18 protein-coding genes and 3 pseudogenes are annotated in these 22,006 nt (G+C 76.6%); 16 read left to right on the forward strand and 5 right to left on the reverse strand.

Annotated elements, in window-relative coordinates; genetic code table 11:
- Nucleotides 1-300 precede the first annotated feature (300 nt).
- Nucleotides 301-2,058, reverse strand: coding sequence for a DEAD/DEAH box helicase (locus AB0H57_RS23950; RefSeq protein ID WP_357509969.1), 1,758 nt, complete (start codon nt 2,056-2,058; stop codon nt 301-303).
- Nucleotides 2,059-2,165: 107 nt separating this feature from the next.
- Between AB0H57_RS23950 and AB0H57_RS23955 the strand changes: the two genes are divergently transcribed.
- The 4 genes from AB0H57_RS23955 to AB0H57_RS23970 all read left to right on the forward strand — a co-directional run bounded on the left by AB0H57_RS23955 (nt 2,166) and on the right by AB0H57_RS23970 (nt 4,721).
- The gene (locus AB0H57_RS23955; protein WP_357509971.1) at nt 2,166-3,320 is read left to right on the forward strand and encodes a histidine kinase; all 1,155 of its coding nucleotides are present in this window, start codon (nt 2,166-2,168) and stop codon (nt 3,318-3,320) included.
- Nucleotides 3,317-3,922 carry a response regulator transcription factor gene (locus tag AB0H57_RS23960; protein ID WP_357509973.1) on the forward strand — a complete coding sequence of 202 codons (606 nt, stop codon included), beginning with the start codon at nt 3,317-3,319 and terminating at the stop codon, nt 3,920-3,922. The genes AB0H57_RS23955 and AB0H57_RS23960 overlap by 4 nt, the downstream gene beginning before the upstream one ends.
- Before the next feature lie 19 nt (nt 3,923-3,941).
- Nucleotides 3,942-4,463 (forward strand): 2'-5' RNA ligase family protein, encoded by a 522-nt coding sequence (locus AB0H57_RS23965; RefSeq protein ID WP_357509975.1) that lies wholly within the window; start codon nt 3,942-3,944, stop codon nt 4,461-4,463.
- Between the two features lie 72 nt (nt 4,464-4,535).
- Nucleotides 4,536-4,721, forward strand: a complete 186-nt coding sequence (locus tag AB0H57_RS23970; RefSeq protein ID WP_357509977.1) for a hypothetical protein — start codon at nt 4,536-4,538, stop codon at nt 4,719-4,721.
- Here the strand turns inward: AB0H57_RS23970 and AB0H57_RS23975 are convergent.
- The gene (locus AB0H57_RS23975) at nt 4,712-6,922 is read right to left on the reverse strand and encodes a family 43 glycosylhydrolase (protein WP_357509979.1); all 2,211 of its coding nucleotides are present in this window, start codon (nt 6,920-6,922) and stop codon (nt 4,712-4,714) included. The genes AB0H57_RS23970 and AB0H57_RS23975 overlap by 10 nt on opposite strands.
- A gap of 232 nt (nt 6,923-7,154) precedes the next feature.
- Here AB0H57_RS23975 and AB0H57_RS23980 point away from each other — a divergent pair, with 232 nt between their 5' ends.
- From AB0H57_RS23980 to AB0H57_RS24000, 5 genes are all read left to right on the forward strand, one after another.
- Nucleotides 7,155-7,901: a winged helix-turn-helix domain-containing protein gene (locus AB0H57_RS23980; protein WP_357509981.1), complete on the forward strand. Its 747-nt coding sequence runs from the start codon at nt 7,155-7,157 to the stop codon at nt 7,899-7,901.
- Nucleotides 7,902-8,014: 113 nt separating this feature from the next.
- The gene (locus AB0H57_RS23985) at nt 8,015-9,001 is read left to right on the forward strand and encodes a cytochrome P450 (RefSeq protein WP_357509983.1); all 987 of its coding nucleotides are present in this window, start codon (nt 8,015-8,017) and stop codon (nt 8,999-9,001) included.
- The gene (locus AB0H57_RS23990) at nt 8,998-9,801 is read left to right on the forward strand and encodes an isocitrate lyase/phosphoenolpyruvate mutase family protein (RefSeq protein WP_357509985.1); all 804 of its coding nucleotides are present in this window, start codon (nt 8,998-9,000) and stop codon (nt 9,799-9,801) included. The genes AB0H57_RS23985 and AB0H57_RS23990 overlap by 4 nt, the downstream gene beginning before the upstream one ends.
- 90 nt (nt 9,802-9,891) lie before the next feature.
- Nucleotides 9,892-10,860: a DUF5715 family protein gene (locus AB0H57_RS23995; protein ID WP_357509987.1), complete on the forward strand. Its 969-nt coding sequence runs from the start codon at nt 9,892-9,894 to the stop codon at nt 10,858-10,860.
- A 162-nt stretch (nt 10,861-11,022) separates the two neighbouring features.
- Entirely contained in the window at nt 11,023-12,027 is a 1,005-nt protein-coding gene (locus AB0H57_RS24000) for a C45 family peptidase (RefSeq protein ID WP_357509989.1), read from the forward strand.
- 167 nt (nt 12,028-12,194) lie between these two features.
- On the opposite strand, the gene AB0H57_RS24005 is transcribed toward AB0H57_RS24000, so the two are convergent.
- Together AB0H57_RS24005 and AB0H57_RS24010 are read right to left on the reverse strand one after the other, a co-directional pair.
- A complete protein-coding gene (locus AB0H57_RS24005) occupies nt 12,195-12,446 on the reverse strand; it encodes a hypothetical protein (protein ID WP_357509991.1) in 252 nt (83 codons plus the stop codon).
- Between the two features lie 85 nt (nt 12,447-12,531).
- Nucleotides 12,532-13,167, reverse strand: a pseudogene (locus AB0H57_RS24010) (hypothetical protein); the annotation flags it as partial.
- Between AB0H57_RS24010 and AB0H57_RS24015 the strand changes: the two are divergent.
- The 5 genes and pseudogenes from AB0H57_RS24015 to AB0H57_RS24035 form a co-directional block, all read left to right on the forward strand.
- Nucleotides 13,162-13,701: pseudogene (locus AB0H57_RS24015) on the forward strand (DUF305 domain-containing protein); the annotation flags it as partial. The pseudogenes AB0H57_RS24010 and AB0H57_RS24015 sit on opposite strands and share 6 nt — an antisense overlap.
- Before the next feature lie 63 nt (nt 13,702-13,764).
- Nucleotides 13,765-14,964, forward strand: coding sequence for a histidine kinase (locus tag AB0H57_RS24020; protein WP_357509993.1), 1,200 nt, complete (start codon nt 13,765-13,767; stop codon nt 14,962-14,964).
- Nucleotides 14,961-15,626: a response regulator transcription factor gene (locus tag AB0H57_RS24025; RefSeq protein WP_357509995.1), complete on the forward strand. Its 666-nt coding sequence runs from the start codon at nt 14,961-14,963 to the stop codon at nt 15,624-15,626. Before AB0H57_RS24020 ends, AB0H57_RS24025 begins: the two co-directional genes overlap by 4 nt.
- Before the next feature lie 147 nt (nt 15,627-15,773).
- Nucleotides 15,774-16,544 (forward strand): ABC transporter ATP-binding protein, encoded by a 771-nt coding sequence (locus tag AB0H57_RS24030; protein ID WP_357509997.1) that lies wholly within the window; start codon nt 15,774-15,776, stop codon nt 16,542-16,544.
- Nucleotides 16,541-19,024 (forward strand): FtsX-like permease family protein, encoded by a 2,484-nt coding sequence (locus tag AB0H57_RS24035; protein WP_357509999.1) that lies wholly within the window; start codon nt 16,541-16,543, stop codon nt 19,022-19,024. Before AB0H57_RS24030 ends, AB0H57_RS24035 begins: the two co-directional genes overlap by 4 nt.
- A 103-nt stretch (nt 19,025-19,127) precedes the next feature.
- On the opposite strand, the gene AB0H57_RS24040 is transcribed toward AB0H57_RS24035, so the two are convergent.
- Entirely contained in the window at nt 19,128-20,531 is a 1,404-nt protein-coding gene (locus tag AB0H57_RS24040) for a protein kinase (protein WP_357510001.1), read from the reverse strand.
- Nucleotides 20,532-21,084: 553 nt separating this feature from the next.
- On the opposite strand from AB0H57_RS24040, the gene AB0H57_RS24045 reads away from it, so the two are divergent.
- Nucleotides 21,085-21,720, forward strand: a complete 636-nt coding sequence (locus AB0H57_RS24045) for an RNA polymerase sigma factor (protein ID WP_357510003.1) — start codon at nt 21,085-21,087, stop codon at nt 21,718-21,720.
- Between the two features lie 16 nt (nt 21,721-21,736).
- Nucleotides 21,737-22,006 (forward strand): annotated as a pseudogene (locus tag AB0H57_RS24050) (hypothetical protein); the annotation flags it as partial.

The raw sequence follows: 22,006 nt of genomic DNA on the forward strand, positions 1-22,006 counted from the left end.
GCGATCCCGGCGACCCGGTAACCGATCCGAAAAGCTCGGCAGAACCGATCCTCATATGTGAGATCTGATTCACCTCTGCCGTTCAACCCGAGGTCGCTGGTTGATCCGCAACTGCTGAGGCGGCATCCGCCACGGCGCGGGCGGCGCCGACCGGCTGCGCGACGGGACCGCTCGGGTGGGCTCGATGCCGCCGACCCGCACCGGGGCGCTCGGGCTGGTCGTGCCCCCGCCGTCGGACATCGTCCCGCTTCCTGCGGTTCGGCCCCGGTCGTCGTCGACCGGGGCCGGCGTCCAGGTGGATCAGCGGTGATCGCGCCGGTCCCGGGACTCGAAGCGGCGCTCGCCGCCCCCGTCCCCGTCGCGGTCCCGCCGCACAGTGGCCTTGCGCCCCTTGATGGTGCTGCCCCGCAGCCCCTGGATCACCTCGTCGGCGACGCCCACCGGCACCTCCACCAGCGAGAACCGGTCGGCGATCTCGATCGAGCCGATGTCCCGGCCCCGCACCCCGGTCTCACCGGTGATCGCTCCGACCAGGTCCTGCGGGCGTACTCCCGCCCGGCGGCCCAGGCCGACGAAGACCTGGACGGTGCCGGCCCCGCGCGGGCGGGCCGGGCCGCGCCGCTCGCCGCGACCCTCCGGGCCGGGGCGGCCCTCCCGGGCCGGCCGGACGGCGACCTGCGGGATCTCCTCCTCCTCGTCGTCCGAGCCGGGGAGGGTCGCCTCGTGGGCCAGCTTCACCGCCGCGAGCGCGACCTCCATCATGTCGAACTCGTCGCTGAGCGACTCCACGATCACCCGGAACGGCTCCAGGTCGTCCTCCAGCAACGACTCCCGCAGCGCCGCCTGGGTCAGTGCCAGCCGCCGGGTCCGCAGGTCGGCCACCGTGGGGATCTTGTCGATGGCGATCCGCTGGCCGGTCACCCGCTCGATCGTCTTGAGCATCCGGTGCTCACGCGGCTCGGCGAGGGTGATCGCCACCCCCTCCCGGCCGGCCCGGCCGACCCGGCCGATCCGGTGCACGTACGACTCCGGCGCCGACGGCACGTCGTAGTTGACCACGTGGGTCAGCTGCTCCACGTCCAGCCCCCGAGCCGCGACGTCGGTGGCCACCAGCAGGTCCGCGGTGCCGGACCGCAGCCGGCCCATCACCCGGTCGCGCTGCTCCTGGCTCATCCCGCCGTGCAGCGCCTCGGCCCGGTAACCCCGGCCGTTCATCGTCTCGGTGAGCCGGTCCACCTCCTCCCGGCTGCGGCAGAAGACGATCGCCGCGGTCGGCGACTCCACGTCCAGCACCCGGCCCAGCGCCGCCGGCTTGTGCCCCCGCGCCACGATGTACGCGCTCTGCCGCACCCGCGGCGCCTCGCCGGCGACCGGCCGCTCGCGTTCGATCTGGATGCGGACCGGATCGGTCAGGTGCTGGCGGGCCAGCCCGTCGATCCGGGCCGGCATGGTCGCCGAGAAGAGCACCGTCTGCCGCTGCGCCGGCGCGTGCTCCAGGATCGCCTCGATGTCCTCGGCGAAGCCCATGTCCAGCATCTCGTCGGCCTCGTCCAGCACCACCGTGTCCAGGTTGCCCAGCCGCAGCGTGCCCCGGGCGATGTGGTCCAGGGCCCGGCCAGGGGTGGCCACCACCACGTCCACCCCGGCGTCCAGGGCGCGCAACTGCCGACCGATCGGCTGCCCGCCGTAGATCGGCAGCACCCGGGCGCCGAGGTCCTTGCCGTACCGGTGGAACGCCTCGGAGACCTGCACCGCCAGTTCCCGGGTGGGCACCAGCACCAGCGCCAGCGGATCGCCGCTCGGGCGGTCCTCCGCCATCCGCTGCAACAGCGGCAGCGCGAACGCGGCGGTCTTGCCCGTACCGGTCGCCGCCTGACCCAGCAGGTCCCGGCCCTCGCGCAGCGGTGGGATCGCCTCCCGCTGGATCGGCGTCGGCTCCTCGTAGCCTAGGGCGCTCAGCGCGGCCAGCAGTTCGGCCCGCAGCCCGAGGTCCGCGAAGGCGCTCGCCTCGTCCTGGTCGGCGGGGGTGGGGTCGGTCGATACGGGTGCGGAGCTCATGGGGAGAGCTTTTCATCATGCCCACCGGCGCGTGCCGGCGACCGGCACAACCGTCGCGCGGGCCACCTCCGGACCGCCGGAGGACGCTGCCCCTAGGATCGGCGGACATGACGGTCGAGGGCGCGTGGTCGGGGGCGGACCGGCGGCTGCGCCGCGCCCGCCAGGTCACCCTCGCCTCGCTGGTGCTCGGGGTCTGGACCGGCCTGGTGCTGCCCGGTGTCGGGCTGACCCGGGAGCCGGACCCGGTGCGCGTCGCGCTCGGCGGGCTGGCCGTGGTCGCGTTCACCGTCGCGCAGACCGCCGTGCTCTACGCGGCGGTCACCCCCTGGCTGGCCCAGCGCTGGCGGCGACGCTGCCAGGTCGGGCTGGTCGCCGCCGCCGCGCTGAGCGTGCCGCTGGCCGGGCCGGTCGCCGCCGGCGCCTGGCCCACCTGGGCCTGGTTGGGTGCCACGCTGGTCGGCACGGCGCCGCTGCTGCTGGCCACGCCCGCCGCGCTGGCCGCGTCGGCGGGGGTGCTCGCGGTCACCGCCGGGGTGGCCCGGTGGACCGGCGGCGACCTCACCCAGTACCTGATCATCACGGCCGGGGTGGGGGCCGGGGTGGCCGCCGTCAACCGGGTGCAGGTGTGGTTCTGGGACCTGCTGGTCGAGGCCCGGCAGGGCCAGCAGGCGCGGGTCCGGCTGGCCGCCGCCGAGGAACGGCTCCGCTTCGCCCGGGACGTGCACGACCTGCTCGGGCACGACCTGACGGTGATCGCGCTCAAGGCGGAGCTGGCCGCCCGGCTCGCGCCGGTCGACGCCGCACGCGCCGGCCGGGAGGCCGACGAGGTACGCCGGCTGGCCGGCTCGGCGCTGCACCGGGTCCGCGAGGCGGTGCACGGCTACCGGGCGGTCGACCTCGCCGAACAGCTCAGTGCGGTGGGGGAGGTGCTGCGCTCGTGCGGGGTGCGCTGCACGGTGCGGTCCCCGGACGGCGAGCTGCCCGCCCGGGCCGCCGCCGACCTCGCCGCGGTGCTGCGCGAGGCCGGGACCAACGTGCTGCGGCACAGCCGGGCCGCCTGGTGCCGGATCGACGTCGACCGGGAGGACGACATGATCACCATGACGGTACGCAACGACGGGGCGGCGGCCGGCGTACCGGACCGGCACAGCCACGGGCTGCGCGGGCTGGCCGAGCGGCTCGCCGCGGGCGGCGGCGGCCTGGACGCCGGCCGGGACGGCGACGAGTTCGTCCTGCGGGCGCGGGTGCCGGTGACGCCGTGATCCGGGTGCTGCTCGCCGACGACGAGGAACTGATCCGTACCGCCCTCGCGGCCCTGCTCGGTCTCGAGCCGGACCTGACGGTGGTGGCCCAGGCCGCGACCGGGCGGGCGGCGGTGGACGCGGCACTGGCCCACCGCCCGGACGTCGCGGTCGTCGACCTGGAGATGCCGCCGCCCGGTGGGATCGAGCTCGCCGCCGAGCTGGGCCGGGTCCTGCCGGCCTGCGCGGTGGTGATCCTCACCGGCCACGGCCGCCCCGGTCACCTGCGCCGGGCGCTCACCGCCGGGGCCCGGGGGTTCCTGCGCAAGGGGGCGCCCGGCGGGGCCCTCGCGGACGTGGTCCGCCGGGTGCACGGGGGCGGCCGGTACGTCGACCCGGCCCTCGCCGCCGACGCGCTGACCCTGCCCGAGTGCCCGCTGACCCCCCGGGAACTGGAGACGCTGCGGTTGGCCGAGTACGGCACGCCGGTCGCGGTGATCGCCCGGCGCACCCAGTTGTCGGCCGGGACCGTCCGCAACTACCTGACCGCCAGCGTGCAGAAGCTCGGCGCGGCGGACCGGGCGGAGGCGGTGCGCATCGCCCGGGACGCGGGCTGGCTGTGACCCGGTTAGCCTGACGGGCGTGCACACGGTCGAGCTGCTCTGTTCGCCGGGGTTGGAGGAGGCGGTGCGGGCGGCGTGGTCCCGGCTGGCCGCCGCCGGGCTGCCCAGCCTGGCCCGCAACGCCCACCCGACCAACCGGCCGCACCTGACCCTGGCGGCGGTCGACGCGTTCCCGCCCGGCGCCGAGGAGCGGATCGCCGACCTGTGCGCCGCCGTGCTGCCGCTGCCGGCCCGGCTGGACCGGATCGAGGTGCTCGACGGCAGCGCGCCGCTGGCCTGGCTGGTCCGCCCCGGCCCCGAGCTGGCGGCGCTGCACGCCGCGGTCTGGGACGTGCTCGGTGGTCCGGAGCGCGGGAGCCCGTGGCACCGGCCCGGGCGCTGGGTGCCGCACCTGAGTTTGGCGCTGCGCTTCCGGGACGCCGACCGGCGGCTGGCCCGGGCGGTGGCCGGGGTGGACCGGCCGCGCGGGGAGTTCGTCGCGGCGCGCAGTTACGACGGGGAGAGCCGGACGGTCCGGTCGCTGTCGGGCGTCCCGAGCTGACCGGGCCGCGGCGGCGCGCCGCCGCCGCTGAGTGCCCGCACCGGAGGTGCCCGTCTGGCAGAGTGCGCGGATGTGGAGCCCGACGACACCGGCGACTCCTCGGCGTATCTGCTCGGCGCCGTCGTGGCGGTGGCGAACGCCGTCCTCTACCTGCGGCTGCTGCCCCGGCACCGGCGGCGGTCCGAGCCGCCCGGCCGCGACGGTGCGGCCCCCGGCCCGCTGGGGCGCCGGGGGCCGCACCGCCGGGATCAGCGGTAGATGCGCAGGTAGTCGAACTCCGCCGTCACCGGCGGCTCGGCGCCGCCCTGCGCCACCAGCCCGATCCGCGGCGTGGTGTCGGCCGGGAACGTCCACACCCCGCCCCAGGTCCAGTGCACCCCGTCCCGGCTCGACCCGGCCCGGAACTCGTGCTCGCCGTTCCCCGGGTCCACCCGGTGCGCCAACCGCAGCCAGGTCGTCTTCGCCGGGGTACCGAGGATGTTGCCGCCGTACACCGGCTGGCCGGCGAAGGGCAGCTCGTAGCCGTACTCGACCTGCCGGGTGTTCCAGATGGCGACCTGGCTGAGCCGGGCGAACCGGTCGTCGTCGACGTATGCGATCAGCCCGGCCTGCTGGTAGTTGCGCACGGTCTCCTCGCCCAGGTCGAGGGTCACCTTCGTCTCCACCACGTAGTTCCCGGTGGGCGCGTCGCGCAGCAGCACGCCGGCGGTGTTGCCGGTGCCGACCAGGTCGGTCGGCTCGACCGGCCAGCGCAGCCGCCCGTCGGCGACGGTGGCGTCCGGGTTGCGCCGGATCCACCGCCAGGCCGGGTCGAGCCCGGCGGAGAACTCGTCGGAGAACGCCGGCAGCGGGGCACCGACGCGCGGGGGCGCGGCGACGGTGCGGATCGGCTCGTGGAGCCGGGTGGCGCTGACGTTGTCGAACGCGGCCCGCCCGCCGGTGGCGACCAGGGTGAGCGGCCCGGCGGCCGGCCGGTCCAGCGTCAGCTCGACGGTGCCCAACTGGTCGCCGAGGCGGGCCGGGCTCAGTTCGGCGACGAGCTGGCGTCCGCGTACCTCGACGGCGAGGTTGTGCCGGGCGGCGGGGTCGAAGCCGGCCGGCGCCGGCGCGGTGGCCGTGCGATCGCCCTGCCGGGCGGTCAGTCGGCCGGCGGCGTCGACGGTCACCGTGACCCGCCCGTTGAGGGTGAGCCCGGCCCGGTCCGCGCCGGCCAGCCGCAGGTCGGTCTCGGCGCGGACGTCGCCGCCGGTGGCGGTGCGGGAGGTGAGGGTCCCGGTCCCGACCAGTTCCCCGCCGGTCACCCGCCAGTCGCCGGTGGGCGAGCGCCAGCCGGCCAGCCCGGCCGAGGTGAAGCGTTCGTCCAACCGGGCGGTGGTGACCGGCGCGGGGCGCGCGCCGTCGGACGGCCCGGCGCCGGCGTTGACGGTGGGCCAGCCGTCGACCCAGTCCAGGCGGTCGATGAGCATCGGGCGCTCGTTGATGCCGAACGGCTCGTCCAGGTACGGGTCGGCCCGGTCGATGGCGTGGTAGACGATCCAGTCCTGCCCGGACAGGTCGGTGAGGAAGCCGTTGTGGCCGGGGCCGATCCAGCGGTTGCCGTTCTGGGTGAGCACCGGGGTGCCGCCCGCGCGGGAGGCGACCAGCGGCAGCCCGTCGCGGTCCACGAACGGGCCGCGCGGGCTCGTCGCCCGGCCGACGTGGACGGAATAGCCGGTGGCCGGGCCGGCGCAGCAGTTGGCGGTGGAGGCGAAGAGGTAGTACCAGCCGTCGTGGCGCAGCACGTAGCTGCCCTCGAACTTGTTGTCGACGGCGACCAGGGTGGGTTCGCCGACCGCGCGCAGCCCGTCGGCGGAGAGCTCGGTGACCGAGATGCCGCCGTAGTAGCTGCCGTAGTAGAGGTACGTGCGGCCGTCGATGTCGGTGAACTGGCTCGGGTCGATCGTCCACAGCCAGCCGCCGCCCCCGCCGGGGCGCGGCGCCACCACCGGCTCGGGAGCGAAGGTCCACGGGCCGGTGGGGCCGGGCGCGGTGGCGACGCCGATGGCGAAGTCGTCGCCGGCGGGGGAGACGGTGGTGTTGGTGACGGTCACGTACATGACCCACCGGCCGTCGAGGTAACGCACGTCGGGGGCCCAGAAGCCCGCGTCCGGCGCCGCGTACGGGGGGCGCTGGCCGGGGCCGAAGGCGTCCCCGACGTACGTCCAGTCGACCAGGTCGGCGGAGCGGGCCATCGGCACCCGGTGGAACGTCTTCTCCCCCTCGTGGAGGGGGTCGGTGGTGCCGTAGGCGTACCAGAGGCCGTCGGGGCCGCGGACGACGACCGGGTCGGCGAAGGTGTCGGCGAAGTCGGCGGAGATCGGATTGCGGTAGCGGGTGGTGGGCTCGGCGGCAGCCGGCGTCGCGGCCAGCAGCAGACCGAGCACGACGGCGAGGGCGCCGCCGCGGCGGAGGTGTCCCATCAGACCTGCCTAGGTGTGGGTCGACAAGGGTCACTGCGGTGTCCTGTCTACAACGTTGGATACAACGTTGTAAAGATTTCCGGCCGCTCGACGCGGAAGCGTCCGCCCTGCTGACGCCCCGGCCAGGCGACAACTTCACGGACGTTGCTGCCTGACCGGGGCGGCGAGGCGACAAGTTCAGTGACGTTGCTGCCCGACCGGGGGAGGGGGTGGGGGCGGGCATGATGGGGGGATGACGAAAGTGCTCGGCGATGGGCGGGGGGTGGCGGGGCTCGCCGCGCTGCTGGCCGACGGGACGCGAGCCGCGTTCTGCCTGGCCCTGCTCGACGGGCGGGCCTGGACCGCGGGGGAGCTGGCCCGGCACGCCGGGGTCGCCCCGTCCACCGCCACCGACCACCTCACCCGGCTGGTCCGCGGCGGTCTGCTGGTGGAGCAGCGGCAGGGGCGGCACCGCTACCTGCGGCTGGCCGGCCCGTCGGTGGCGCAGCTGATCGAGGATCTCGCCGGGCACGCCCCGGCGCCGCCGCGCCCCGCCGGCTCGTTGCGCGCCGCGGTGGCCGGCACCGCCCTGGCGTACGCCAGGACCTGCTACGACCATCTCGCCGGCCGGCTCGGCGTGACGTTGCGCGACGGGCTGCTGCGGCAGGGCCTGCTGGACACCGCCGGCGGGCTCGCGATCACCCCCGAGGGGCGGGCCCGGCTGGCGGCGCTCGGCGTGGCCGTCGAGCCGGAGCCGGGCAGCCGCCGCCCCCTGGTCCGCGACTGTCTCGACTGGACCGAACGCCGCTCGCACCTCGCCGGGACGCTCGGCGCGGTGCTGTGCCGGCACCTGTTCGAGCAGGGCTGGACGGTCCGGGGCGCCGGCCGGGCGGTGCGGCTGACCCCGGCCGGGACGGCCGCGCTGACCGAACTGCTCGGCGTCGCCGCGGCCGACCTGGCTCCCGAGCAACGGCCGGAGAGCGGCAGTGGCCGGGCCTGAGCCCGCACCGGCCCGGCCTGAGCCACTCACGGGCCGCGGCGTGCGGCGGGCGCCGAGCCCGGCCGCCCGCGGTTCGGCGGGTACCGAAACGAACCGCGCCTAGCGTCGGCCCGGTGACCGTCATCCCGCCCTGCGGCCCGCCCACCCGTACCGCCGACACCTGGTCGGTGACCCGGTACGCCGACGTGCGCGCCGCGCTCCACCACCGGGACCTGGTGGTGCCCACCGCCGAGCCGGCCGGCCCGCCGGGCACGCTGGCCTGGCTGCGCGCCACGGTCAGCCGGTTCAGCGCCCCCGACCGGCACGCCGGCCGGCGGGCCCACGCGGTCGCCGCCCTCGCCGGGCTGGCCCCCGACGAGCTGCGGGCCGCGGCCGCCTCGGCCACCGCCGCCGCGCTCGACCGGGCCGGGGACCGGCTCGACGTGATGGCCGCGCTGGCCCGGCGGGTACCCCTGGAGGTGCTGGCCGGGCGGCTCGGCCTGCGCCCGCCGGAGCGGGCCGCGCCGGCGGTGGCCGCGGTCGCCGCGGCCTACCACCCCGGCGCGGACGCCGACCGGGTGCGCCGCGCGGATGCGGCGGTGGCCGACCTGCTGGCGCTGTCGCCGCCCGCCGGGCGGGAGGTCACCGCGAACCGGATCGGCCTGCTGGTGCAGGCCTGCGACGCGACCGCGGGCCTGATCGGCCTGGCGGCCCCGCGGGTGCTGGCCGCACCGCCGGCCGCCGGCACGGCCGACGTGCTGGCCGAGGTGCTCCGCCTCGACCCGCCGGTGGCCGCCACCCGGCGGGTGGCGGTGGCCGCGCTGCCGCTCGGCGGCCGGCGGATCCGCGCGGGGGAGCCGGTGCTGTTGCGCTTCGACGCCGCCAATCGGGACCCGGCGGTCTTCGCCGAGCCGGACCGGTTCGTCCCCGGGCGGCCGGACCGGGCGCTGACCTTCGGCGCCGGCCCGCGCGGCTGCCCCGCAGAGCGGCACGCGCTGGCACTGGCCACCGGCGTGCTCGACGTGCTGCGCGAACGGTGCCGGACGGCGCCCGGACCGGTACGCCCCGAACCCCACCCCACCCTGCGAGTCCCGGCCAACCTTGAGGTGAGCCCCCGATGAGCGACCGCTTCGCCGCCTTCCGCGCCCTGCACCGTCCCGGCCGGCCGCTGCTGCTGCCGAACGCCTGGGACCACGCCTCGGCCGCCGCGCTGGCCGCCGCCGGGCATCCGGCGATCGGCACCACCAGTCTCGGCGTGGCTGCGGCGCACGGGCTGCCGGACGGCACGGCGGCCACCGGGGCGCAGAATCTCGCCCTGGCCCGGCTGCTCGCCCCGCTGCCGGTGCTGCTGACCGTCGACGTGGAGGCCGGGTTCAGCGACGACCCGGCCGAGGTGGCGGCGTACGTCGCCGAACTCGCCGGGCTCGGGGTGGTCGGGATCAACATCGAGGACGGCCGGGCCGACGGCCGGCTCGCCGACCGCGAGCTCACCGCGGCCAAGGTGGCGGCGGTGAAGGCGGCCGTGCCGGGGCTGTTCGTCAACGCCCGTACCGACGCGTGGTGGCTCGGCGTGGCCGACCCGCTGGACCAGGCCCTGGCGCGCGGCCGGGCGTACCTCGCCGCCGGGGCGGACGGGATCTTCGCCCCCGGCGTCACCGCGCCGGAGGACGTGCGGGCGCTGGTGGCGGAGCTGGCCGCGCCGCTGAACCTGCTCCACCGGCCGGGCGGGCCGGGGCCGGCGGAGCTCGGCCGGCTCGGGGTGGCCCGGGTGAGCACCGGGTCACTGCTGTTCCGGGCCGCGCTCGCCGCCGCGGTCGGCCTCGCGGACGCGATCCGGGGCGGTGCCGCCGACCCGCTGCCGGACGTCCCGTCCTACGCCCGGGTGCAGGCGTTGAGCACCGAACGCCCCTCATTGGGGTGAGACGGGAGGATCGTTCGCGGTTCGGGCTTTCGTGGTGCATATGGTGGGTTCGGCCAGTGAGCACACCCTGTCGTCGCGGGAGGCCCGACCATGCGAGTGCCCAGCCGGAGCCCCGGCTCCCAACCCGGCCGCTGGGTGCCGTCCCCGGCCCCGGCCCGCCGGGCCGCGCTCACCACCCCGCGCCGCGGATCCGGGCCCGGCGTCCCGGACGTGGCCGCGTACCGGACCGCCGTGCTGGACCTGGTGGTCGAGCTCGGCGCCCTCGCCGACGCGCCGGCGACCCGGGCCCGGCAGGCGCTGCTCGACGACCGGCTGCGCGACCCGGCGATCGTCGCGGTCCTCGACGCCACCCCGCAGGGGTACGTCGGCGCCCGCGAGACGCTGCTGCTGGAGATGGCCCGCTACCAGCCGAACGCCCGCAGTTCGGCGAGCGATCTCACCGCGCTGGTCCGGATCTACCTGCTGTCCCGGGTGGACGTGATGTGGTGGCGCCACACGGCGCCCTTCCTGACCGACGCGGAGGTCGAGTCCAGCCAGGACCTGGTCGACCTGGAGTGGCTGCGCCGGCGGGACCTGATCCGGTTCCGCTACCAGGAGCAGCCGGCCAGCATCATCGGTCGGGGCCTGCGCGCGGTGCACCGCCGGGTGCTGCCGCACGCCCGGCCGCGGACCGCCGGGGTGCGCTTCCGCCGGTGCCGGCGGGAGGTGGTGGCGCTGCTCAACGACATCGGCCGCGAGTTCGCCGCGGCCGCCCCCGGGGGCACCCCGCCGCTCTGGGTGACCAGCCTGGTCCGTAGCGCCGAGCACCAGTACCGGCTGCGCCGGCTGGGCTACGCCGCGATGGTCCCCAGCGGGCACTGCCTGGGCTGGGCGGTCGACCTGGAGATGCGGTGGTTCCGCCGGTTCGGCGCGGCCGACACGCTGGCCGGGCTGCTGCTGGCCCGGCAGGAGGCCAACGAGGTCAACGTGGTGGACGAGGGCCAGGCCTGGCACGTCTGCCTCGCTCCCTCGGCCCGGGCCCGGCTGCGCCGGGCGTACGAGGCCGAGCTGGGGGTGTGAGCCGGTGTGGCGGCATAGCATCCTGGCGGCGTGACGGCCCGAGGTGCGGCTGGTCGTGCCCGCACCTCGCCCGCACCGGTAGGCGGCGTCCCCGTCGTCAGGTCCGGTCGCCGTGGCCGACCGACGTGGACACTGCCCACGTTCTGTCCTAGCGTCACCGGTATGCGCAGGTCCCCGTTCGTCGCCGGAGCCGTCGCCCTGCTCCTCGCCCTCGGCGCCTGTTCGAGCCCGCGGACCCCGGCTCCGGAGTCCGCGTCGGCGCCGGGCGAGCCGACCGCGTCCCGTCAGGACGCCGGGCAGGTCGAGCGGACCCTGGCCAGCCTGCGCAAGGTCGACGACCTGCCGCTGTACGAGATGACCTACGTCGGTGACTACGACCCGACGGTCGGCACCTCGGTCACGGCCCCGCCGACCCCCTTCGGTTGCTCGCTCTTCGCCGCCCTCGGCGATCGCGACCAGCCGCTCTTCGCCCGCAACTTCGACTGGGAGCCCAACCCGGCCCTGGTGCTGCGGACCGATCCGCCGGACGGCTACGCCTCGGTCTCCATGGTGGACATCCGCTACCTCGGCGTCGGCGACGACCCGACCGGGGACCGTCGGCTGCTCAACGCGCCGCTACTGCCCTTCGACGGGATGAACGAGCGGGGCCTGGCCGTGGGGCTGGCCAACGACGACCAGGCCAGCGCACGTCCGGTGCCGGGTCGGCCGCTGGTCGGCGGGGTCCGGGTCATCCGGCTGGTGCTGGACACCGCCGCCACGGTCGACGAGGCGATCGCCGTCTTCGAACGGCACAACCTCGACTTCGGCGGCGGGCCGCCGATGCATTACCTGGTGGCCGACGCCACCGGGGCATCCGCCGTGGTCGAGTTCGTCGACGGCACGATGCGGGCCGAGAAGGGGAGCGGCCCCTGGCGGGCGCTGACCAACGTGCCGGTGATCGGCGTGGCCGAGCAGCGCCGCCGCGCCGACCGCCGGTACGGGGTGATCGCCGAGGAGCTGGACCGTTCCGGCGGGGTGGCGGACGCCCGGACGGCGCTGAGGCTGCTCGACGCCGTACGGCAGTCGCACACCCGCTGGTCGGTGACCTACCACCTGCGCTCGGGCGAGATGCGGGTGGTCACCGCGACCCGGGGCGGCGAGCGGCGCTACCAGCTGCCGATGAGCTGACCGGTTCCGTCCGCGCCGGCCCGACCGGTGCCGGCGCCCGCCTCAGTGGGTGAGCGGCAGGGCGGCGACGGCGGCCAGGGTGCCGACGACGGCGAGCACCGCCCCGGTGGCCAGGAAGCGCGCCGTCGGCGCCGCCACCCCGACCGCCCGGCAGCGCTCGTACCAGATCAGCGTGGCCAGCGAGGCGCACGGGGTGCCAGCGGGCCCACGTTCGTGCCGACCAGCAGGGCTGGCAGCCGGCGCTCGTCGCCCACCGGCAGCACCGCCTCGCCCGCCACGTACGCCGGCAGGTTGTCGACCCCGTTGGCCAGCAGCGCCCCGGTGCCGCCGGCGTGCAGCGCCCCGAGCGTGCCGCCGGCCGGGCCGAGCAGCTGCCCGACGAGGTCGTCGAGTCGGTACCGGCCGAGGGTCTGCACCACCGGGCGGGACGGGCGGGCCGGGGTGGGCGGGCAGCCGGGTGGGCCCGGCCACCGAACCGCCGGCCGGGCCCTGGGTGCTGCCGGCTCAGTTGCCGGGGTAGTGGCCCTGGGTCTGCACGTTCAGTTCACGGAACCGGAACAGGTCGGCCGGCCAGGTCCGGGGGTCGGTCAGCTTCAGCACGTCCAGGCCCTTGCGGATGTCACTGGAGTAGATGTGCCCGTTGTAGTAGTACGTCGACCCGGCCCCGCCGGTGACGTTCGCCGTCTCCGAGAGCGGGCCCCGCTCCCAGAAGGCGATCTCCTTGGGCTTGGCCGAGTTGGTGAAGTCCCACACCGAGATGCCGCCCTGGTACCAGGCCTGGACCATGATGTCCTTGCCGGGCACCGGGATCAGCGAGCCGTTGTGCGCCACGCAGTTCTCGGTCGGTCCGTTCACCCGCGGGATCTTGAAGTAGCTGCGGAAGACCATCGAGCGGTTGTCGCCGCGACCGACCACGTCGTAGACCGCGTTCGCGCCGCGCTTCGGGCCGATCTGCTCGTTGCAGGTCGCCGCGCCGCCGCCGCCCAGCTCGTCGGTGAAGACCACCTTCGTGCCGGCGTTGTTGAACGTGGCGGAGTGCCAGAAGGCGAAGTTCTCGGTGTCCCGCACCCGGTTGATCACCCGGGGCTTCTCCCGGTCCCGGATGTCCATCAGGATGCCGTCGCCCATGCACGCGCCGGCCCCGCGGTGATCGCGCCCGGCCGGCCCGGCGAGACCGCGGTGACCCGCCCCGGCCGGGAGGTCGCGCCCACCGGCGAGGCGGCCTACAACGAACTCGACGTGTGGTTCGTCCGGATGATGATCCCGCACCACCGGCAGGCGCTGGAGATGGCCGAGCTCGCGCCGCAGCGCAGCACCGACCCGCGGATCCGGGCGGTGGCCGACCGGATCCGGGCCAGCCAGGGGCCGGAGGTCGACGTGATGGGCGGCTGGCTCGCGGCCCGCCGACTGTCGACCGAGGCGCCCGGGCACGACCACGGGTCGATGCGGGGAATGCAGAGCCCCGACGCGATGCGCCGGCTGGCGGCGGCCCACGGGACCGAGTTCGACCGGCTCTTCGTGCGGATGATGACCGAGCACCACCAGGGCGGGGTCACCATGGCCGTCGACCTGCTCAAGGTGGGCGCCGACCTGACGCTGGCCCAGTTCGCCAACGACGTCGCCACCGAGCAGGGCATCGAGATCGACCGGATGCGCGAACTGGTCGCCTCCTGAACCGGACACGCCGGCCCGGTGCACCGCACATCGACGGTCCCGCCGTCCGTAGGCTGGCGGGCTGTGAACCGTACCGTCCTCGGCCGCCCGCTGCGCTCCGTCGCCTTCGACGTCGCCGTGTCCGGCCTGGTGGCGGCCCTCGCGCTGGGCGGCCTGGTCGCCCAGCCGGGCGGGTGGCGCGCGACGCTGGTCGGCTGCGCGATGGCGGTGGCGCTGCTGTTCCGCCGGACCCGTCCGTCGGCGGTGGCCGCGGTGGTCGCCGCGCTCGCCCTCGGGCAGGTCTTCGCCGGGTGGGGCGCGCTCGGCTTCGACGTGGCCGTGCTGATCGCCCTCTACAGCGTGGTGAAGTACGCCGACCGGCTGCGCGACGGCGTGCTGGCCGGTGTGGTGGCGGCGATCGGCGTGCTGCTGGCCGCCAGCCAGACGGTCAGTGCCGCCGCGTGGTGGGTCACCGCGATCTGGTTCGGGTCGATCACCGCGGGCGTCTGGCTGGCCGCGCTCAACCTGCGCACCCGCCGACGCTACGTGCTCAGCCTGGAGGAGCGGGCGGCCACCCTGGAACGCGAGCGGGAGGCCGAGGCCCGGGCCGCCGTGGCCGGCGAACGCGCCCGGATCGCCCGTGAGCTGCACGACGTCGTGGCGCACAGCATGGCCGTCATGATCGCGCAGGCCGACGGGGCCCGGTACACCTTCGACCGGGACCCGGAGCGCGCCCGCGAGGCCGTCCGGGTGGTGGCCGACACCGGCCGGCAGGCGCTGGAGGAGATGCGCCGACTGGTGGACGTGCTGCGCGAGCCGCGCGCCGTGCCGGCCGGCGACCAGCTGGTCGCGGAGCCGGAGCACCGGCGGCCGACCATGGCGGAGCTGCCGGCCCTGCTGGACCGGTTCCGGGCGGCCGGGCTGCGCGCGGAGCTGACCGTGCCCGCCGGCGGCGCGCTTCCGCCGGGTCTCGCGCTGACCGTGTACCGGCTGGTGCAGGAGGCACTGACCAACACCCTCAAGCACGCCGGGGTCGGGGCCACGGTCGCGGTCACCCTGACGTACGCCGACGGGGCCGTCGTGGTCCGGGTGGTCGACGACGGGCGCGGCCGGCCGGCGGGGCGGCCCGCGCCGCCCGGCGGGCACGGCCTGGTCGGCATGCGCGAGCGGGTCGGGGTGTACGGCGGCAGCCTCGCGGCCGGCGCCCGGGCCACCGGCGGGTGGCAGGTCGTCGCCCGCCTGCCGCTGCCCGCCGAACCGACGACGAAGGGGGCCGCACGATGACCGTCCGGATCGTGATCGTGGACGACCAGGCGCTGGTGCGTGCCGGGTTCCGGATGGTGCTGGACTCGCAGCCCGACCTGGTCGTGGTCGGCGAGGCGATCGACGGCGCCGACGCGCTGCGGGTGGTCGCCCGCACCCGGCCCGACGTGGTGGTGATGGACGTCCGGATGCCGACCATGGACGGCGTCGAGGCGACCCGCCGGATCTGCGCGGACCGGCCCACCGGCCCGCCGCGGGTGCTGGTGCTGACCACGTTCGACACCGAGGCCGACGCCTTCGCCGCCCTTCGCGCCGGGGCGAGCGGGTTCCTGCTCAAGAACGTGCCGCCGGAGGAGATGCTCGCCGCCATCCGGGTGGTCGCCGCCGGCGACTCGGTGGTCGCCCCGGCGATCACCCGCCGGCTGCTCGACCGGTTCGCCGGCCAGCTCGGCCCGGGCCCCGCCGAGGACCCGCGGCTGGCCCTGCTGACCGAGCGCGAGCGCGAGGTGCTGCTGCTGGTGGCGCGGGGCCTGTCCAATGCGGAGATCGCTGCCCGCGCGCACGTCGCGGAGGCCACCGTGAAGACCCACGTGGGGCGGATCCTCGCCAAGCTCCAGCTCCGGGACCGGGTGCAGGCGGTGGTCCTGGCGTACGAGAGCGGGCTGATCGTCCCCGGCGGCTGAGCCGGCCGTACGACCTGAGGCGTACGGGTTCGCCCGGTCGGGGACGACCCGGGGCGGAGCGGGGTCGAGCGCGCGGGCTGACGCGGGCCGGGACCGGTCGTCCATAGCGTCGGAGACGTCCTGTCCCCGACCTCACGAGGCGCGCACATGTCCGTTCCACCACCCGCCCACCACGTCGCCGTCGCCGCCCGCGGCCTGCGCCGGGAGTACGGCTCCGGCACGGGCCGGGTCGTCGCGCTCGACGGCGTGGACGTCGAGTTCGCCGCCGGCCGGTTCGCGGCCATCATGGGCCCCTCGGGCTCCGGCAAGTCGACCCTGCTGCACTGCCTCGCCGGACTCGACCGGCCCACCGCCGGCACGGTCCGGCTCGGCGACGTCGAGCTGACCCGGCTGGACGACCGGCGTCTCACGCTGCTGCGCCGCGACCGGCTCGGCTTCGTCTTCCAGCGGTTCAACCTGCTGCCGGCCCTGACCGCCGAGGAGAACATCATGTTGCCGCTGGCCATCGCCGGCCGGCGACCCGAGCCGTCCTGGTGGCGCCGGGTGGTGACCGCCGTCGGGCTGACCGACCGGCTGCGGCACCGCCCGGACGAGCTCTCCGGCGGCCAGCAGCAGCGGGTGGCGGTGGCCCGGGCGCTGATCACCCGACCCCAGGTGATCTTCGCCGACGAACCCACCGGCAACCTGGACTCCCGCTCCGGGGCGGAGGTGCTGCGCCTGCTCCGGGAGGCGGTGGACACCCTCGGCCAGACGGTGGTGATGGTGACGCACGACCCGGCGGCCGCGGCCCACGCGGACCGGGTGGTCTTCCTGGCCGACGGACGGCCGGTCGAGGACCTGACCGGGCCGACCGTCGAGCGGGTCTTCGACACCCTCGCCGGGCTGGACGCCCGGGCCACCGCGGGACCGGCCCGATGAGCGGCCTGCGGCGTGCCACCCTGCGCAGCCTGCGCGCGGAGGCCTCCCGGTCCGTGCTCTGCGCGCTGGCGGTCGTGCTCGGCGTCGCCTTCGTCGCCGGCACGCTGATGTTCACCGACGGGATGCGGGCCGGGGCCTACGACCGTGCGGGCACCTTCGACCGGCACACCGACGTCGCGGTGTACGCCGACTCCACGCCCCTCCCCCCGGCCCTGGTCGACCAGGTCCGGGCGGTCGGCGGGGTGGCCGCGGCGGCGGGCGAACTGACCGGCACCGGGGGGATCGTCGGCTCGGACGGGCGGCCCGTGCTCGGCTACGCCGTGCTCGCCGCCGTGCCCACCGACCCGGCCCTGCGGTCGTACGACGTGGTCGCCGGCCGGCTGCCCGACCGGCCGGGAGAGGTCGTCCTCGACGCGCCCACCGTCGCCGAGGAGGGCTTCCGCATCGGCGCGCCGGTCCGGGTCGGCGGCGCGGCGGGCGCGGCCCGGCCGTACACCCTGGTCGGCACGGTGGACGTGGCCGGCACCTCCCGCGACGTCGGCGGGCCGTTCATCGGCCTGGTCGGTGCCGACGCCCTGGCCGTCACCGGGGAGCGCGGCTACGGGCGGATCATGATCGCCGCCGCGCCCGGCGCCGCCGGGGCCACCTTGGTCGACCGGGTGTCGGCCCTGACCGGCGCCGGGACGCGGGTGCTGGACCGGGACCAGCTCCTCGACGCGGCGGTCGACGAGGCTGTCCAGGACATCCGGCAGTTCACCCTGGGGCTGCTCGCCTTCGCCGCCGTCGCCGTGGTGGTGGCCGGCTTCGTCATCGCCAACACGTTCGCCATCGTGCTGGCCCAGCGCACCCGCCGGACCGCCCTGCTGCGACTGGTCGGGGCGAGCCGCGGCCAGGTGTTCCGGGCCACCCTGCTGGAGTCCGCGGTGCTCGGGCTGGTGGCCTCGGCGGTCGGCGTGCTCACCGGTGCCGCCCTGGCCGTGGGCCTGCGGCGGGTGGTCGCCGTGCCGGGCGTGGCCGGCGGGCTGACCCTGCAGGGCTCGACGATGCTGTTCTGCCTGGCGCTCGGCACGCTGCTCACGGTGGGCGCCGCGGCGCTGCCCGCCTGGCAGGGCAGCCGGGTCCCGCCCGTCGCCGCGCTCACCGACGCCGCCGTGCAGGTCACCCGCCGGGCTGGCCGGGTGCGGCTGCTGACCGGTGCGGCGGCCTTCCTGGCCGGGGCCGCGGCGCTGGTCGGGGCCGCGCGGTTCGGGCAGGTCGCCCTCGTCGCCCTCGGCGGGGTGCTCACCTTCTTCGGGATCGTCCTGTACGGCCCGGTGCTGGTGCCCGCGCTGATGCGGCTGGTCAACCGGCCGCTGCGGCTGCTGTTCGGGACCACGGCCGAGCTGGCCGTCGCCGACGCCGTGCGCAACCCGCGGCGGGTCGCCGCCACCGCCGGCGCGTTGGTGATCGGCGTCGGTCTGGTCTCGGCGTTCGTGGTCGGCGGGGCCAGCGTCAAGGCGGGGATCGAGCGGGCGGTGGACACCCGGATCGGGGTGGACTACCTGGTGACCGGAATCGGTGGCGACCTGCCGGCGTCGCTCGCCGCGGAGCTGGCCCGCCGGCCCGAGCTGGGCGTGGTGCACGAGCCGCGCAGCCACCGCACCGCGGGCGTCGAGGTCCGCGCCGTCCACCCGGCGCTGGTCGGCAGGTCGGTGGGGAAGGTGGTCGGCGGACGCCTCACCGACCTGCGTCCCGGGACGGTGCTGGTGCACCGGGAGCTGGCCGAGGCGCGGGGCTGGACCGTCGGTTCGTCGGTGCCGGTCGGCGGCCGGACGTACCGGGTCGCCGCGGTGGTCACCGACGTCCCCGACGCGCCCGCCCCGCGCGGGGTCCGCCCCGGCCACGTCGTCGACCTGGTGGACGCCGACTTCACCGCCCTGTTCCCCGCCGAGCGGGGCTTCCTCGCCGAGGTGGAGCCGGCGGCCGGCGTCCCGGCGTCGGCCGCCCGGACGGCGATCGAGGAGGTCCTGGCGTCCTATCCGACGGCCAACCTGCTGGACCAGGCCGCCTACAAGAAGATGCTCACCGGCACGGTCGACATGCTGCTGGCGTTCGTCACCGCGCTGCTCGGGCTGGCCGTGGTCATCGCGCTGGTCGGGGTGGCCAACACGCTGGGCCTCTCGGTGCTCGAGCGGGCCCGGGAGCACGCCGTGCTGCGGGCCGTCGGGCTCACCCGGGGACGGTTGCGCGTCCTGCTCGCCCTCGAGGCGGCCCTGACCGCGACGGTCGGTACGGCGCTCGGCGTCGCGCTGGGGGTGGCGGTCGCCGCCGGGACGATGGCGGTGCTGGCCCAAGTGGGCGGCGACTCGACCCTGGTGCTGCCCTGGGGGCGGCTGGGCCTGATGTTCGCGGTGGCGGTGCTGGCCGCCCTGGCGGCCTCCGTCCTGCCGGCCCGGCGGGCGCTGGCCCGCCCGGTGGTGGCGTCGCTCGGCGCCGACTGACCCGGCGATCGGCTCCGCGCCGCCCGATCGGCCCGTCACCGGCCGGTACGGCCGAGCGCCCGGCCCGCCATCCGCTGGCGGTCCGGGCGCTCGTCAGCCTGGGTCAGCCCCCGGCCGCCGGGGACGCCGTGGGCTCGGTCGGGGGCTCCTGGGTTGTGGGGTCGGTGCTCGGCGTCGGGTCGGACGGGGTCGGGGAGGTGGCCGTGGCGGTGGCGGACGGCTCCGGCGGCTGGGTGGCCGACGGCTCGGCGGGCGCGGGCGACGTGGTCGAGGTCGGCAGGGCCGTCGTCGGCGGCGCCGTGGCCGTCGGCGTCGACGTCGGTCGCCGCTCACCGCCGCCACCGGGGCGGCCGATCGGCTGGACGGCCTCGTCCTCGGACGTCCCGCCGCCCTGCCGCGGTTCGGCCTGGCCGCTCGGGACCGCCGCCGGCGCGGTGGAGCTGATGTCCACGGCCGGTTCGCCGGTCGGTGGCGGCTTGTAGGCGCCGAGCGCGGCGGCGAGGCCCGCCAGGGCGACCGCCACGGCGGCGACCGCGCCGATCAGCGTCCCGCGCCGGGCGCCGCGGCCGGACGCGGACGCCGCGGCCGGCCGCACCACGGGCAGGTCGTCCCGGGTGGTGGCGGTGACGGCGGTGGCGCCGCGCAGCGGCACCGGCGTCACGGTCGTGGGTGCCGACGGGTCGGCGCCGGCGGCCCGGGCCGCGTCGGCCATCGCCGCACCGGTGGCGAACCGGTCGGCGGGATCCTTGGCCAGCGCGCGCGAGACCAGCTCGCGGACCGGCTCGGGGATGTCGTCGGGCAGCGCCGGCGGCTCGTCGTCGAGGTGCCGGACGGCGACCTGCAACGGGTTGTCGCCGGTGAAGGGCGGGGTGCCGGTGAGGCAGCAGTATGCCACCGCGCCCAGCGCGTAGATGTCCGTCGCACCGGAGACGGGGCGACCGGAGGCCTGCTCGGGCGCCATGTAGAGGGCGGTGCCGGGCACCGCGTTGGTGCTGGTGATGCTGGTGACGTTGGTGGACCGGGCGACGCCGAAGTCCACCAGCACGACGGTGCCGTCCTCCTGCACCAGCAGGTTGCTCGGCTTGACGTCGCGGTGCACGATGCCGCCGGCGTGCGCGGCGTTCAGCGCCTGCGCGGCCTGCGCCACCACCGACATGGTCTCGGCCACCCCGAGCCGGCCGGCGGCCTCGATCCGGCGGGACAGCGGCTCGCCCTCGACGAACTCCATGACCAGGTAGTCGGCCCGGCTGCCGTCGGGCAGCTCGTCCTCGCCGCAGTCGAAGACCTGCACGATCCCGGGGTGCCGCAGCGCGGCCATGATCCGTGCCTCGGCCCGGAACCGGGCGATGAAGTCGGGGTCGGAGACCAGCGCCGGCAGCAGGACCTTGACCGCGACCTGCCGACCGAGCACCTGGTCGGTGCCGCGCCAGACGTCACCCATGCCGCCGGTGGCGACACGTTCGTCCAGGCGGTACCGACCGCTGAGTACGACCTCCGAAGACAACACCCGACTACGGTACCCAGGGCGGTCGGAAAGCATGTGTGCCCGGCTCGCCGCCGAACGGGCCGGGCGGGTCGGCGACGGCCCGGTGGCCCATCGGCCGCCGGGACGGCTCCGGCTATCCTGTCACGGCGCGCAGGCGAGCGGTGACCCGAAACGACCAAGGAGCCCGGTACGCTGCCAGAACGGTCATCCCCAGCGAGACGGTCCGCGGGCCGGGCGCGGGGCAGCGCCGAAGATTCGTCTCCTGTTACGTCGACACGCCGTGTCCCGGCGTTGAGATATGTCACTCCGGCGGCCGTCGGCGTCGGCTTGTACCCGGCCCGGTCCGCTCCTACCGTTAGCCCGGCTCGGGCCGGCTCCCCGGCTCCGGTGCGCCGCGCCGGGCGCCGGAGGCGTTCGGTGTGGGTGCCGATCCGCCGGCCGGACCGGGTGACGTGGGGGCGATCAGGTCTGCGGAGGGCTGAGGTGGGGGTCCGGAGTCCGGACCGCAGGGCAGGGGCGCACGGCTTCGTCGCGGGCTCGTCCGAGCGGCGCGAACGGCGGGGACGGCGGATCCATGACCGGTGAGCTGAACGAGGCGGTCACCGCCGCCCAGGCGGGTGACGAGGAGGCCTTCCGCCTGCTCTACCGCACCCTGCAACCGGGCCTGCTGCGCTACCTGACCGCCCTGGTGGGCGCCGACGCCGAGGACGTCGCATCGGAGACCTGGCTGCAGATCTCCCGTGACCTGCCGACCTTCTCCGGCGGCGAGTTCCGGGCCTGGACGGTCACCATCGCCCGCAACCGGGCGATGGACCACCTCCGCCGGCAGCGCCGCCGCCCGTCGCTGCCGGTGCCGGTGCAGGCCCTCAGCGAACTGGCCGGCGACGCCGACACCGAGGAACGCGCCGGTGAGACGATCGGCACCGAGGCGGCGCTGGCGCTGATCGCCACCCTGCCGCCGCGTGAGGCGGAGGCGGTGCTGCTGCGGGCGGTGATCGGGCTGGACGCCGAGACCGCCGGGCGGGTGCTGGGCCGGCGGGCGGGCGCCGTGCGTACCGCGGCGCACCGTGGCCTGCGCCGCCTCGCCGGCCTGATGGAACGACACGACCTGTCCCAACCGCCCGCCACGGCCGAGGGGATCCCACCGCGGCCCCGCTCCGGCGGCCGGCCGGCGCGCGAGACGCCCCGGGCCGAACCGGCGGACGGTTGAGATGAGGGAACTTCGGATGATCTTTCGCCGGCCCGACCGGTCCGGCCGGCCCGCGGACCGCGCCGAGAGCGAGCGGATGCTCGACGCCGCCCGCACCCCCCGCCAGCCGGACGACCCGGTCGCCCGGCTGCTCGCCGCCGCCGCGGCGCCGCCCAGCCCACGCGAGGTCGCCGGCGAGGAACAGGCCCTGGCCGCCTTCCGGGCGGCCCGGCGGGCCCCCGCCCCCGGGGCCCCCCCGCCCCCCCGCAGCGGGCCGGGCCCCCCCCCCCCCCGGGCCGCGGGCGGC

The sequence above is a fragment of the Micromonospora sp. NPDC050686 genome, from assembly GCF_040654475.1.
GTDB lineage: Bacteria > Actinomycetota > Actinomycetes > Mycobacteriales > Micromonosporaceae > Micromonospora.

Excerpts from the sequence above, each read along its gene's own strand:
- AB0H57_RS23955 (WP_357509971.1), top strand. The coding sequence starts at position 2,166 with ATGACGGTCGAGGGCGCGTGGTCGGGGGCGGACCGGCGGCTGCGCCGC.
- AB0H57_RS24025 (WP_357509995.1), top strand. The coding sequence starts at position 14,961 with ATGACCGTCCGGATCGTGATCGTGGACGACCAGGCGCTGGTGCGTGCC.
- AB0H57_RS23980 (WP_357509981.1), top strand. The coding sequence starts at position 7,155 with ATGACGAAAGTGCTCGGCGATGGGCGGGGGGTGGCGGGGCTCGCCGCG.
- AB0H57_RS23975 (WP_357509979.1), bottom strand. The coding sequence starts at position 6,922 with ATGGGACACCTCCGCCGCGGCGGCGCCCTCGCCGTCGTGCTCGGTCTG.
- AB0H57_RS24035 (WP_357509999.1), top strand. The coding sequence starts at position 16,541 with ATGAGCGGCCTGCGGCGTGCCACCCTGCGCAGCCTGCGCGCGGAGGCC.
- AB0H57_RS24030 (WP_357509997.1), top strand. The coding sequence starts at position 15,774 with ATGTCCGTTCCACCACCCGCCCACCACGTCGCCGTCGCCGCCCGCGGC.
- AB0H57_RS24045 (WP_357510003.1), top strand. The coding sequence starts at position 21,085 with ATGACCGGTGAGCTGAACGAGGCGGTCACCGCCGCCCAGGCGGGTGAC.
- AB0H57_RS23950 (WP_357509969.1), bottom strand. The coding sequence starts at position 2,058 with ATGAGCTCCGCACCCGTATCGACCGACCCCACCCCCGCCGACCAGGAC.
- AB0H57_RS23990 (WP_357509985.1), top strand. The coding sequence starts at position 8,998 with ATGAGCGACCGCTTCGCCGCCTTCCGCGCCCTGCACCGTCCCGGCCGG.
- AB0H57_RS24000 (WP_357509989.1), top strand. The coding sequence starts at position 11,023 with ATGCGCAGGTCCCCGTTCGTCGCCGGAGCCGTCGCCCTGCTCCTCGCC.
- AB0H57_RS23995 (WP_357509987.1), top strand. The coding sequence starts at position 9,892 with ATGCGAGTGCCCAGCCGGAGCCCCGGCTCCCAACCCGGCCGCTGGGTG.